This window comes from Pseudomonas saponiphila (genome assembly GCF_900105185.1).
Taxonomy (GTDB): domain Bacteria; phylum Pseudomonadota; class Gammaproteobacteria; order Pseudomonadales; family Pseudomonadaceae; genus Aquipseudomonas; species Aquipseudomonas saponiphila.
Genome location: NZ_FNTJ01000001.1, coordinates 920,314 through 933,352 on the forward strand (window position 1 = coordinate 920,314; position 13,039 = coordinate 933,352).

The 13,039-nt window shown below is 59.9% G+C and carries 10 protein-coding genes; all 10 read right to left on the reverse strand.

Annotated features, from left to right (window positions below):
- Positions 1-5: 5 nt before the first annotated feature.
- Entirely contained in the window at positions 6-5,279 is a 5,274-nt protein-coding gene (locus tag BLV47_RS04375; RefSeq protein WP_092310302.1) for a DEAD/DEAH box helicase, read from the reverse strand.
- A 9-nt stretch (positions 5,280-5,288) separates the two neighbouring features.
- The gene (locus BLV47_RS04380; protein WP_092310305.1) at positions 5,289-6,389 is read right to left on the reverse strand and encodes a Fic family protein; all 1,101 of its coding nucleotides are present in this window, start codon (positions 6,387-6,389) and stop codon (positions 5,289-5,291) included.
- 152 nt (positions 6,390-6,541) lie between these two features.
- Positions 6,542-6,730, reverse strand: a complete 189-nt coding sequence (locus tag BLV47_RS04385) for a hypothetical protein (RefSeq protein WP_092310308.1) — start codon at positions 6,728-6,730, stop codon at positions 6,542-6,544.
- A 66-nt stretch (positions 6,731-6,796) separates the two neighbouring features.
- Positions 6,797-7,858: a site-specific integrase gene (locus BLV47_RS04390; protein ID WP_092310311.1), complete on the reverse strand. Its 1,062-nt coding sequence runs from the start codon at positions 7,856-7,858 to the stop codon at positions 6,797-6,799.
- Positions 7,855-8,742 carry a hypothetical protein gene (locus BLV47_RS04395; RefSeq protein ID WP_092310314.1) on the reverse strand — a complete coding sequence of 296 codons (888 nt, stop codon included), beginning with the start codon at positions 8,740-8,742 and terminating at the stop codon, positions 7,855-7,857. Before BLV47_RS04395 ends, BLV47_RS04390 begins: the two co-directional genes overlap by 4 nt.
- Entirely contained in the window at positions 8,739-8,960 is a 222-nt protein-coding gene (locus BLV47_RS04400; RefSeq protein ID WP_092310317.1) for a helix-turn-helix transcriptional regulator, read from the reverse strand. The genes BLV47_RS04395 and BLV47_RS04400 overlap by 4 nt, the downstream gene beginning before the upstream one ends.
- 141 nt (positions 8,961-9,101) lie before the next feature.
- Positions 9,102-9,911, reverse strand: a complete 810-nt coding sequence (locus BLV47_RS04405) for a hypothetical protein (protein WP_092310320.1) — start codon at positions 9,909-9,911, stop codon at positions 9,102-9,104.
- Complete coding sequence (locus BLV47_RS04410; RefSeq protein ID WP_092310323.1) at positions 9,908-11,086, reverse strand: tyrosine-type recombinase/integrase; 1,179 nt, start codon at positions 11,084-11,086, stop codon at positions 9,908-9,910. Before BLV47_RS04410 ends, BLV47_RS04405 begins: the two co-directional genes overlap by 4 nt.
- 217 nt (positions 11,087-11,303) lie before the next feature.
- Entirely contained in the window at positions 11,304-12,404 is a 1,101-nt protein-coding gene (gene ychF / locus BLV47_RS04415) for a redox-regulated ATPase YchF (RefSeq protein ID WP_092310326.1), read from the reverse strand.
- 23 nt (positions 12,405-12,427) lie between these two features.
- Positions 12,428-13,012: an aminoacyl-tRNA hydrolase gene (pth, locus tag BLV47_RS04420; protein WP_092310330.1), complete on the reverse strand. Its 585-nt coding sequence runs from the start codon at positions 13,010-13,012 to the stop codon at positions 12,428-12,430.
- Positions 13,013-13,039 lie beyond the last annotated feature (27 nt).

Consider the following 13,039-nt stretch of genomic DNA (forward strand, 5'->3'; position numbering starts at 1 on the left):
CGCCTTTATTCCTTGGAACCGAACACATCGGCGTGCGCGGCGAATTGTTGTGGCCAGCGTGAAGCGTCCGAAAAATCGAGCACCTGCCAGCCTTTGTCCTGCAATACGCTGGTGGTCTGATCATCCACAGCGGACAGAAAGACCAAAGCGCGGGCTGCCTTGTACTGGGCAGCGGCGATGGCTGCACCATTGTTGACGGACACGTTGACCGCATCAGGTTGCACGCCCCCTGCCTGGCTGAGCGCGGACAGCCAGGCGTCGAGTGGCTCGTCTGCCAAGATCGTCGCTGCAACGGGGGCCGCGCTGCATTCCACAGGTTGTACCTGAGCATTGGCCAGCGCGACCAGCAGCTTGAGCGCATCCGCATTGCGGCGGTTGATGTGTTCGTGATCCGGCTGGTTGAAGTAGGACAGCAGGCACTGATAGCAGCCGGCTTCGCACTGATGATTGCCAAGTGCATCGGTCTGTTCCAGCGACGGCAGATCGTCCAGCGTCCAAATGCCGCTCTGCGGTTTGCGATAGTGAATCAGTTGCAGGGCATTGCTGGCTACGAGTGCAAGGTCGTCGCGATTGTTTGCCAGGCGAGTGAGCACACCCGCACCGCCTTCCGCCGCTTCGTAGAACAGCAAGGCGCGGCGCTCGTCGGACTTCGGCAGTGGCTCGACCACCAGTTCGGATTCCTCGATCTGGAAAGTCATTTCGATACCGCGCTTGAGCGCGGCCTGCAAAGTGGCCATGGCCTCCAGCGACAGTGCATGTACGGGAGCGAAGATCAGCAGATTGCGATGATCTTCCACAAAAGGAACGATGCGCTGGTTGGGCACCTTCTCCAGCAAAGCATCGTCGCCGCCCTGGTCGTCTTCCGCATCCGGTGCGTCCTGCTTGCTCCAGGTGCCCGTGATGGGATTGATGTAGAAGCCCAGTTGCTCCTTGTCTTTGCGCCTGCGCCAGCCGCGATTGATGCGCCAGATTTGCGCAGCGGGCGCGTAGGTGAGCTCGCCCAGCACGTCCTCGCCTTGTTGGATCGTGGCCTTCTGCTGCTGGATACGACCATCGGGGCCGGGTAGAAAGCGGTAGGTGGTTTGCAGCTCGAAGCCCTGACGCTGGCGCTCCTCATCGTTGATGGAAATGCGCTCGGTGGCCACGGTCTCCACGGTTTCGATGCGGTAGAGCTCGCGCACCCAATCGTGCTCGGTGAGCAAGGCGTCGCAGTTCTCGCAGCGATTGACCAGCGGCTGTTCGCCGCCCGGCTCGCCGAGATGACCGTAGCCGCATTGGCTGCACACCAACGAGGCAATGGTGGCCAACTGGCTGTTGCCGGAAATGTGGTCTGTATTGCCTACGTTGAGTTTGGCACGCACCACGCGGTACATGCGACCCTGGTGGTAAATGAGGCTGCGCGGGCCGAATTCGGACAGGGCCAGGAAGCGTGGCCGACTGACCATGCTGCCTTCGTCATCCTTGCCATTGACGGCCTGGCCGCCACGGGCGGGAATCCAGGCCATCAGCGGCAGGCGCGGGAAGTTGTAGCCTGGCAAAAAGCCTTGGCTGGCCAAGTAGCGATACGTATAGAAGTCATTGTTCTGGCCGTTGCCGGACTTGAGCAATACGGCGTACTGGCGCGCGGCGTCGCCGTAGCGGCGCTGGGCATTTTGGCGCTCAGTGTGCGAGGCCGTGTGGCTCTTGACGATGCGATCTGCCATCTCCATCTGTTCACGCGTTGCCTCAAACAGCTTGCGCCAGCGCTCCAGCGCCCCAGAGAACGCCTGCGCCGCGTTGTCGATGACCTGGCGCACATAGTCAGGCGTGAACCAGGCGCTGCCTTCAAGCTCGCCCGCGAGCTGGTCGATGACCCGCCCGGCACTGGCCAAGGCCCGCTGCTGGACGGCCTGCGCTCGCAGCGCCTCGTGCAAGGACTGTTTCAGTGGTTTGCCGGGCTGGTCGAGATCCAGCATCGGCGCAATGCTGTCGTCCAGCTGCACCTGGGTACTGGCCAGCCAGACCGCCTGCAGATGGCTGTCAATAAGATCGCGGTTGCTCAGGTCGAGAGTTGGCGCGCGCACGACGCCGTGCACCATCTGCTCGGCATTGTGGAAGAACCACTGGTCATGCGGACTGAGCGCCGCGCAATAGGTGATGACCAGCGCCTGCTGACCCGAGCGACCGGCACGGCCGCTGCGCTGGGCGTAGTTGGCGGGGGTCGGCGGCACATTACGCAGGTACACGGTGTTGAGCGCGGAGATATCCACGCCCAGCTCCATCGTGGGGGAACAGAACATCACCGGCAGCCGCTCCAACGGCGCTTCGTGGGCCGGGTTCTGCGCCCAATCCTGCCTGTCTTTTTCGGTGTAGCGGAAGCGCTGCTCCAGCAGCTGCCGGCGTGGCGCATCCACCTGGGCAGTGTGTTCCTGGGCCTCGAAGTCGAACAGCGGATGCGAGGGCTGACGCAGCAGGTCGGCAATGCTGAGATACAGCGCTCGGAAATACTGATTGATGCGATTGCTTTCTGCCTGCTGCTCATCGGCAATCAGGCACCAGTCGAGGGCTGCCGCGTTCAGACGCCAGCCTGCGAGTTGGGCGTCGATAGGCTGGCGCTGCACGTAACCGTAATTCTTGGCGGACTCCAGCAGGGCTTCGATCAGCTCGGCCCATTCGGGATCTTTCCACTGCGCGACCTCGCTGGCGCAGGCGCTGTTACGCCAGAAGGCAGCCGTCTTTATTTGCCGCAGCAGACGGGAGCGTGGACCACCTGTCACCAGGTCGGTGCGCGGCTTGCCCTTGTATTCCGGGCGCTTGCCGAGGATGAGATAGCGGCCGGTATCGAGTTTCTCGTCGGGAGCGAAGGCCCAACGCTCATTCAGGTAGGTGTGGGCGCTGGTGCGTGCCTTGTCCTGCTCGACCGGGTCGAGGTAACGACTTTCCAGGCACAGATGGCGGCGCAAGGCGTCGAACAGTAGTTCGAACAAAACTGTACGCTGCACTGCCGTCAATTTGGTCAAGGTGCTGTTTGCAGCAAAGATGCTGGCGTCAGCGCAAAAGGCATCCAGGTCTCGATACCGAATCTTTAACAGACCAAGTTGATCCAGATTCGGATTATTGAAACGCCAGCCATGCCGCAGATCACGCAGTAGCCGGTAGGCGATGATGAAACGCAGTGTGCGTTGTGCTTCCTGTCGAGCCAGTCCCATGAGCTTGGGGGTGCGCAGATACTCCACCAAGGTCGCTTCATCGACCCCTTGAAAGCCGAGGGCCTTGAAGACGCTTTCGGCCAAGTGTTCTTCATCGAGTTGGCCGCCGCTGCCCTGTAGTGCACCGATCAAGCCGGCACGCAGCGTCAGCAGGAAAATGAAGTCGTTGAAATGTCCCGCCTGCAGAGCGGCATCCTGGCGGTTGTCGGTAAACCCAAGCAACTTGCGTGGGTCAGGCTGCCCTGGCGCAGGTTCGGAAAGTGCGAACAATTGCTGCAAGGCCGCTAGGGCAATCATGGTAGTGGCCGAAGAGCGGCCTTCGCCGGACAGGCTGGAGAGGCGGTTGGCATCCTTGCCGTGGGCTTCGTGTGTCGTACCGCAGTTCAGGCAGAAGCGGAACTTTCCCGGAATGAACCAGAACTCCGTCCCCGAGCCCGTTTGCCCTTTGGCATCGACCGTGACCATATAGGGAACGGCATTCTTGTAGGCTGGCTTGATTTTGGGTTCGCTACGGCTGAGGTCGATCCAGGTTTCCGGCAGGTCTTCGAGCAGGCCACCGTATTGCTGCCCGGGCACCAGAGGACACAGAAAGCCATAGCTGGCGTCGTCTTCTGCCGCGATATCGTCGATTTCACGTGAGCTGAAGCTGACCGGTTGCTGTGCGTGCCAGACAGGTAGGTATTCCTGGCCGCAATCGCGGCAGAAGTGCGTCGGGTAAAGCAGTACATTCTCTTGCTGTCGCCCCGGCGCGAAACGCTGAGCATCGAGCGTGACATGGCGCTTACCTCGGGCCTCCAGCGTGGTGAGTACCTTGCCGGGACCGCTGATGAACTGGTGCAACTTGAATGCGAAAGGCGGCCTGCCCTGGGGCGTTCGCACATCATGGGCAGCCACTAGAAAGCGCTGCAGAGCGGCGCGAGCGGCTTCAGGCTGGCACCCCGAATCTTCGGCGAGGCGGCGGCTGGCCTCTTCCAGCGTCATGGGTCTTGCACGCCTTGGAGGCTCGTCCGCAGGCAGTTCGATGCCCAGATTCAATTCCACCCAGATGGCCAGCGGATCATTGCGAAACGCGTCAAAGTCAGCCCAAGCATCCTGATTTCGTGAAATTGTTGCTGGCAGTTCGTTTCGGATGGCGTTGACGTCCTTGAGCGGGTTAGTGACGCGCTCCAGTGTCTCGCCTATGACGTCATGCTCGCTGATCCGGGTGCCAAACAATTTGCTGGCTACATCAGCAACCACGCGGTTGCGGTCGGCTTGGCTGCCTGTGCTGGACATGGTGGCCGACGTACCGATGCAGACCAGTTGCTCGGCTTTCAGGCGCTCTCGCAGGCGACGCACCAGCAAGGCAACGTCCGCCCCTTGACGGCCACGGTAGGTATGCAACTCATCCAGCACCAGGAACTCAAGTCCCTCGCAGTGTTCCACCACGCGCCGATCCACTTCGTCGAAGCGCGTGAGGATGTACTCCAGCATCATGAAGTTGGTAAGCAGGATATCGGGCGGGTCATCCGCAATAGCAGTGCGTTCCGCCTTGCTTTCCTGGCCGGTGTAGCGCTTGACGGTGAAGGGACGAGACTCTGGCGCATAGCCATGCAAAAACTTGTCGAGTTCTTCCAATTGGCTGTTGGCCAGAGCATTCATCGGATAGATGACAATGGCCCTGGTACGTGCTTCGCCATCGGATTGCTTGGCCTTGAGTATGCGATCGATGATCGGGATGAAAAAGGACAGGGACTTCCCCGACCCCGTTCCGGTTGTGACCACATAGCTTTGGCGTTCCTGGCCTTTGGCCAGGGCTTCCATTTGGTGCTTGTAAAGATGCAGGGGACTTGGTTTGCCTTCCGTCTTCCCAACCTGAAAGATGTCTGCGCAGGCAGGATGCAGGACCCCCTCCGCCACCAGATCCTGCACTGTGCCTTGACGTTGATAATTCGGGTTGATCTGCACCAACGGTTCAGGCCAATAGCGGCCTTGCGCATATTGATGCTCGACCTCGGCTTGGATATCAGGTGCGGCGATGCGAACGAAACTGCGGGAAAAGCTGCCGTATCGTTCGATGAGCTGGTCGCGGAATTGGAAAACGTTATCCATGGAGAGTCCTCAGTGATCCATCTTGTGGCCAATCGCCAGAACCGCTGTACTAACGGAGGTGCCTGCTGTGATGCGCTTCCATTTCGCACCTCGCCCCTTGCCAGTCGATTCGATCAACCCCTCTGATTTCATCGCCCGCAGCACCAGCCGCACCATGTCCCGGCTCACGCCCGGGCAAGCTTCTTCAATTTCGGAAATCGAGAACGGCAGGGTGCGCCCCAGGACTTCCGCACGCACCCGGTCGCCTTTGCTGCCACGTCCCCGCTCGATGGTGCCGACACGCTCCTCGAACTCGCGATAGGCCCGTAGCAAGGCACCCCAGAAGTAATCAAGCCAGGGTTTGGCGTTGTGCTGCCCCTGGTGCCAACCCTGAGAGCTGGCTTCCAGCGTCTCGTAATAACCTTCCTTGGTATCCTCGAAGATGCGTTCCAGGCTGATGTAGCGGCCCACGGCATAGTCGAAGTGGTAGAGCAGCAGCAGGGTCAACAAGCGGGACATGCGACCGTTGCCGTCCGGGAAAGGGTGGATGCACAGGAAGTCGAGCATCGCCAGTGGCACCAGCACCAGTGGGTCGGCCAGGTGCTGGTCCAATGCGGTGGCGTAGCGCCCGGTCAGATCAGCCATTGCCATCGGCGTCAGATGCGCCGCGACCGGCTGGAAGCGCAGCCGCGACGTGCCATCCGAGTGGCGCTCGATGATGTCGTTGTTAGTCGCCTTCCAGCGCCCGCCCGCCTGCGGCATGTAGCGGTACAGCAGGGTGTGCAGTTGCAGCACCACGCCTTCGCTGAAGGGCATGTGCACGGCCGATTCGTGGATCAGCGCCAGAGCATCACGGTAGCCGGCGATCTCCTGTTCGGAACGGCTCTTTGGCGTTGCGTTGCGGATGACCAGAGACTTCAGCCGCGAAGGCGCTACGACAACGCCTTCCAGCCGGTTGGACGACTCGGTGGATTCGACTACCGCGACCTGGCGTAGGCCTTTGAGGGCTTCAGGCGACTGCGCGGCATAGAGCTGTTGCTTGCCCTGATACTCGCCCAGTGTGCGCAACGTGGCAGCCTGGGTGCCATCGAAGCGAAGCGCGGCAAGGTACTCGGGTGTGAGCGAGTGCATGGAATGTAGGCCCAGGCCGTCTAAATGGGGTAATCATAGCCATTAAATGGGGTATTGTCTCTACAAATACCCTGTTATCAGTCTCTGACTACTCCATTTCCTCAGCTTCTTGATTTTGACGTGCGCTTGCACCTCCTCGGCATTCACCACCCTCATATATTTCCCTTTACTGACAGGCCTTGAGGATCTGGTTTCAGGTCATGCGTACGAGCGTATTCCAGCACCAGAATTTCGATCATTGAAGCCACCGAGCGACGCTCGCGCTCAGCCGCCAAGCGCAAAAGCTGCTTGATCTCAGCGGAGGTGCGGATGGATAGGGTTTCGTCCTTCAGGCGTGACATGGCAGCGTCTCATCAGTGATGTCCCGCAAATGAACTGCGTTTTGCCCCACCTCGCCATGATTCTCTTCAGGGCGTGGATTCCGTGCTTGAGACTGCTCGATGACGCGGCCCCTTAGCGGTAGTCGGTTTTACAGGGCGCTCAGCCTCGATGGCAGCGGGATGCAGTGCATGCCGACTGCTGGCCTGATTGGCTTGCCCGTAGTGTCGCCGTGTCTTGGCGCTGGCATGTCCCAGCCCCTGGCTGACTGAGTCCGCAGCGGCGTGCCGTTTCAGGTCGGCCGCCCATTGGTGGCGCAGGCAGTAAGCCGTGATAGCGTGCTTGTGCTTCGGCCAGAGGCTGTGTGCTAGCCGACGGACTTCGACGGTAAAGTTGACCGGGCTGTCAATGCAAACGAGCAATTCCCGCCGCCCCGCTAGACGGATGCGCAGAGCCTCCAGCAATGGATGGGGATCGTGTGCGCCATAGGCGATCAAGCGCTGCGGCTGGCCTTGATGCGCCTTGACCTTGGCGCCATCGATCTCGAATCTGATCTCGCCCATGTCGTTGCGCGGATTGTTCACCCGGCGAATGAGCACGCCGCGCCGCAGTTCTTCCGGGCGGCAGCCGGTCAGCGCAGCGACCAGAATCGCATCGGCATACTTGCCTTTCGCAGCGCGCTGATACAGTTGCTCGCGCCAGTCGCCGGGGAGGCCGCGCAAGGCTTGCCGCTTGCTGGCACGCTTGCGGCGCTCACCGGTAGGGCCGCTTTGTCGGGCTGTCTCGAACTCGCGCAGAAATGCACGCTGTTGTTGCAATTGGGCCTGGATGGCCATTACTTGCAACCTGTCCACAGGTCGAGCAGAGAGCGCGGAATGCAGGCTTTTCAGCTGCTCGACAAGACCGGCGTACAGGCAGTATCGAAGAGCTGCGACGCGTTTGTAGAAGGTTGTCGGGCGCTGGGTGGCCGTCATGACTTCGGCCGCCCCACCTTCGGCGTAGCGGGCACGCTGCAACAGCGTTCGGCCGAGCTGGCGATAGTCTTGCCTGGTCTTGCTACTCAAGCTGGCAAATTCATCGGCCGGAAGCATGGCTTTCATCTCGCGCCGGCAACTCTCAATGAGCGCAACCATCTCATCCGCGTCGATCATTTCATCCGACCGTGGAGCATCGCTTTCAAATCGGCGATGGCCTTTGCTTTTTGACGCTCGGCTTCTGACTGTTCCACAGGGGCGCGCGATTGCGCTGCCTCCATCGCCTCCTGCCGATTCTTGCGCCAGCGGGCGATGTTCGGTGCGAACTCAGGGATGAATTCCCCCGTGACAGCGCTGTTCATCACGGCCAATAGCCATGAGCGCACGGAACGGATACCCGCGTGTTTGCCACTACCGGCTGCCGACAGGACGCCAGCCAGCTCGTCGGCGACAAGCTGTATCTGTTGTGCTGAGAGCGAGGGGCCGAAGCGGCGGGTTACGTCGGCGATGACGCGCAGGTAGGGCAGAAGGGAAGGGTGCGACAAGTCCAAGGGCGCGGAAGCCTCTCCAGTTTGCGGAGAGTTATCCACAGCCCCTGTCTGTAGTAGTGGTTTTATATTTTTTACTACTACTTCTTCCTTGTATTCACCTACACCTATATCACCGCCCTGACCGGCGACGGATGTGCCGTCCACGGTTTCTCCGTCGCCGGCCAAGCCGGCCATGGATGTTTGTGGCACCTTTTGCGAGACTGGTGTCAACACGGACTCCCATCGCCAAAGCCCTTCCTCGTCCTGGAACTTCCTCCGCGCCAGGTAGCCGGCATCTTCAAGTTCGCGCAGGATGCGGCGGCAAAGGTCTCGCCCAAGATGGCCTTTCGCTCGCGACTGATCGTGCAGCACGCGCGGCAGTGCGACCGCACGCAACTGCCAGTTGCGACCCAACGAGAGCAAGTGGCAAGCCACGCCTCGCGCTTCATAGCTCAGCCGCGAGTCGCGAAGCAGGCTGCAAGGCAGAGACCACCAGTATTCGGCGGAGTCGTCAATGCGGATGCGGCTCATGACTTCTCCCTCTTGCGAGCCAGACAACCAGCGTGCTCACGCTCCGCAGCCTGAGTCTCAAGCCATGCGTCGATCTCGTGGGCAAAAAAGCCAATCGAACGGCCGCCAGGGCCTAGCCGAACTGGCTTCGGAAAATCTTCAGTCTGGCAAAGTCGCCAGAGGGTTGTCCGGCTGACCGAGATCTTCATGCAGACATCCTGCGTCTTGATGATTTGCATGCTGTTCCTCTTAACGTGTTGAAACACGAAGGGATCATGCAAAAGATCTGGTTATGAAGTCAGGGAGCACGGTTGTCACCTGCACTCCCTATTCTCGGGCCTGAAATCACCCAGCATGCAAACCGGTGTCGAGCAGTGGCCTCAGCTGGGCCAATCGAATGTCTCACAAAATGGCCGAGACAATCCAAGCTCGTATCCTTGGCAAGATGCCGTAAGGATGCTGCTTGTGGGCAGGGTTGGTTCACGTCCCTCGGAGACGGCTTTCATTATCTGGGACATGTAAAGATTGGGCTCTATCACTGTTTTCTTCAGCAGCACCCGGACTACAACTCCATCGATAGCGACGGTAAATCCTTTGCTGAAACGCCCCAGATAGTGATTGGCGCGATGAGCAGGCGTGGTTTCAGCATCGGCCTTCATGCCGCCCGCAGCATAGATGGCGCCGAGGAGATAGGCGGATGGCTCGTTCTTGCTGTTCACCGAGTGGTACTCGAACTCCTTGCTCCACTTGATCGGAATTCTGAATTGCTGGCAGGTAACGATAAATTGCTTCGCGATCAGCTCCTTGGCCTCATGTTCTCTGCTTGCTCCGGACGCTGATAGTTGCCTGCTCACGGAGTGTAGCGACTCGCAGAACAGCTTATGGGTAGGCAGGTCCTTCCTCAGAAATTCGGGTAATAGCGCTGCCGACTCTTCGTCCAGGCTTCGAAGCGCCTTGCTTAACCGGGACGCCGCATCTCGGAGTCTTTTTAGTTGCTCAAGTGTGCCTTCTTCAATTTCAGGGGGCGGCATCGTACGCCAACGAAAACTTTCTGCCAGCCGCAGAAAAGCATTTACACATTGCTCGCGGCGCTGGACGCCATATCGGTCGCAGGTTGCCTCTGCTCTGGTGCGCAGCTCGGCGACGGCATCGGAGTTGGGAATATCTGGAGCCATGATCTTTGTGGTCATGCCTGTGCTTGCTCTTTCCATTCGTCCAATCTGTCCGCCCATTCCTGCATCATGGCGCGACGCTCATCGAAATAGGTGGCGTGGTTGTAGGTACGACGCACATTGTTCTGGTCAGCATGGGCAAGCTGGGCTTCGATGGCATCTGGGCGGTAGCCCATCTCATTAAGACGGGTACTGCCGCTGGTCCGCGTGGCGTGTGGGCTATAGGTGCCGCTCCACCCCAAAGCCTTGATCGCCTGGCGAAGTGATGCGGCGGACATTGGGGCGTTGCGATCATCTCGGCCTGGAAACAAGTGCTTGCGGTTGCCAGTAATGCCATGCAGTCCTTTGAGCATCTCCACTGCCTGTCGTGGCAGAGGTACGACGTGCTCCTTGCGTGCTTTCATGCGCTGCGCCGGGATACGCCAAACAGCCTTCTCAAGGTCAAACTCATCCCAGGCCGCCTCGGCCACTTCGGTCGGTCGCGCCAGGGTCCACCACATCAGTTGCATGCAATGACTTACCTGAAAGCTGCAGCGGTGGTTTGCGAAGTCGCTCAGCAGTTTGCCGATCTGCTCTTTACTCAGCGCCGGCTTGTGCTGGGTCTTGTTTGCTGGTAGCGCCTTGCGTACCGGCCAAACCGGGTCGCTGTCGGCTCGCAGGGTGGCGACGGCGAACTCGAACACGGCGGACATGGTGCGCCGCGCCTCGGCGGCGACCGTGGGCGCGCCACGCTTTACTGTTTTCTGCAGGATGTCCAGGACATGGGCTGGCGTTATTTCGCGAACCGGCATATTGCCGATACTGGGGAACACCACGCGCTCCAGCATATCCAGACGCCGGTTCTTGCTGACATCTTCCCAGTCCTTTGTCTGCAGCCACTCCTTGGCGACGATCTCGAAGGTGTTCTTTGCTTCGCTGGCTTGCCGGATGCGGTCGAGCTGCCTTTGCTGGGCGGGATTGATGCCTTGCTTGACCAGTTTGCGTGCGGCCTCGCTGCGTTCCCTGGCTTCAGAGAGCGTAACAGCAGGGTATTCGCCAAGCGCAAACATGCTGGCCTTGCCATCCAGTGTGAAGCGGTATCGCCAAGCCTTGACTCCGTTGGGCTTGACTTCGAGGTAGAGCCCGCGCTGGTCATTCAAGCGGTAGAGCTTTTCCCTGGGCTTGGCGTTGCGGCAGTGCGCGTCGGTAAGCATGGTGGCTGACTCCTTGTCATGGCGACAGCGGCACTATACTCACTTATTCGCACATGCTCCAAGAGCTGTACTCGCTAGCGTACTCAGGCATGCATTGACTGCTCGGGAAACTTGAAGCAGCGCTATGAAACAATAAAACCGCGCAACTGCGCGGTTTTATTGGGATTTTCATGCTTTCCTGGGGTTTCATGAAACATCAGGAAAACGGCTTGGTGACTCACACGTTGAAGCGGAAGTGCATCACGTCGCCGTCCTTGACGATGTATTCCTTGCCTTCCAGGCGCCATTTACCGGCTTCCTTGGCACCGGCTTCACCCTTGAACTGGATGAAGTCGTTGTAGGCGATGACTTCGGCGCGGATGAAGCCCTTTTCGAAGTCGGTGTGGATCACGGCGGCTGCTTGTGGCGCGGTGGCGCCGACGCGCACGGTCCAGGCGCGAACTTCCTTCACCCCGGCGGTGAAGTAGGTCTGCAGGTTGAGCATTTCGTAGCCCGCGCGGATCACCCGGTTCAGGCCAGGCTCTTCCAGGCCCAGGGCTTCGAGGAACATGTCCTTTTCTTCGCCGTCTTCAAGCTCGGCGATTTCCGCTTCGATCTTGTTGCACACCGGCACCACCACGGCGCCTTCTTCTTCGGCGATGGCCTTGACCACGTCCAGCAGCGGGTTGTTCTCGAAGCCGTCTTCGGCAACGTTGGCGATGTACATCACCGGCTTGGTGGTCAGCAGGTGGAAGCCGCGGATGATCTGCTTCTCGTCGCTGCTCATGTCCTTCATCAGGCTGCGGGCCGGCTTGCCTTCGGTGAAGTGGGCGATCAGCTGTTCCAGCAGGGCTTTCTGGGCCACGGCATCCTTGTCACCGCCCTTGGCGTTGCGGGCGACTTTCTGCAGCTGTTTCTCGCAGCTGTCGAGGTCGGCGAAGATCAGCTCGAGGTCGATGATCTCGATGTCGCGCTTGGGGTCGACGCTGTTGGACACGTGGATCACGTTGTCGTCTTCGAAGCAGCGGACCACGTGGGCGATGGCGTCGGTTTCGCGGATGTTGGCCAGGAACTTGTTGCCCAGGCCTTCACCTTTCGAGGCACCGGCCACCAGGCCGGCGATGTCGACGAATTCCATGGTGGTCGGCAGCACGCGCTCCGGCACGACGATCGCCGCCAGGGCGTCCAGGCGCGGGTCGGGCATCGGCACGATGCCGCTGTTGGGCTCGATGGTGCAGAAGGGGAAGTTCTCGGCCGCGATCCCGGATTTGGTCAGGGCGTTGAACAGGGTGGACTTGCCGACGTTAGGCAGGCCGACGATGCCGCAATTGAATCCCATGGTGTATTCCCCGAGGAGTAGAGTCAGGCCTTCTGGCTGTGCAGGTTTTTCATCGCGCGGTTCCATTCACCGGCGAAGATATCCGGCAGCACGCCGAGGGCAAAATCGATGCTGGCATCGAGTTTTTCCTGTTCGGCGCGTGGCGCACGACCCAGGACAAAGTTTGAAACCATACTGGCAACACCTGGGTGGCCGATGCCGAGCCGCAGGCGGTGAAAGGTATTCTGATTGCCGAGCTGCGCGATGATGTCCCGCAGTCCGTTGTGCCCGCCATGCCCGCCGCCGGTCTTGAGTTTGGCTGTGCCTGGTGGCAAGTCGAGTTCGTCGTGGGCCACCAGGATTTCTTCCGGCTTGATGCGGAAGAAGCCAGCAAGAGCCGCCACGGCCTGGCCGCTGCGGTTCATGTAGGTGGTGGGAATCAACAGACGAATGTCCTGACCCTGGTGACTGAAGCGCCCGGTCAGGCCGAAATATTTGCGATCGGCGACAAGGTTCACACCTTGTTTTTCGGCGATGCGCTCAACAAAAAGGGCCCCTGCGTTATGCCGGGTCTGTTCGTATTCGGCGCCTGGATTACCCAGGCCAACGATCAGTTTGATGGCAGTCACGATAGGGGCCCTTCTTTGGAGTGGTGG

Coding starts and splice junctions, on each gene's coding strand:
- BLV47_RS04400 (WP_092310317.1), bottom strand. CDS start 8,960: ATGCAAATCATCAAGACGCAGGATGTCTGCATGAAGATCTCGGTCAGC.
- BLV47_RS04375 (WP_092310302.1), bottom strand. CDS start 5,279: ATGGATAACGTTTTCCAATTCCGCGACCAGCTCATCGAACGATACGGC.
- BLV47_RS04380 (WP_092310305.1), bottom strand. CDS start 6,389: ATGCACTCGCTCACACCCGAGTACCTTGCCGCGCTTCGCTTCGATGGC.
- BLV47_RS04410 (WP_092310323.1), bottom strand. CDS start 11,086: ATGCTTACCGACGCGCACTGCCGCAACGCCAAGCCCAGGGAAAAGCTC.
- BLV47_RS04395 (WP_092310314.1), bottom strand. CDS start 8,742: ATGAGCCGCATCCGCATTGACGACTCCGCCGAATACTGGTGGTCTCTG.
- BLV47_RS04405 (WP_092310320.1), bottom strand. CDS start 9,911: ATGACCACAAAGATCATGGCTCCAGATATTCCCAACTCCGATGCCGTC.
- ychF (WP_092310326.1), bottom strand. CDS start 12,404: ATGGGATTCAATTGCGGCATCGTCGGCCTGCCTAACGTCGGCAAGTCC.
- BLV47_RS04385 (WP_092310308.1), bottom strand. CDS start 6,730: ATGTCACGCCTGAAGGACGAAACCCTATCCATCCGCACCTCCGCTGAG.
- BLV47_RS04390 (WP_092310311.1), bottom strand. CDS start 7,858: ATGATCGACGCGGATGAGATGGTTGCGCTCATTGAGAGTTGCCGGCGC.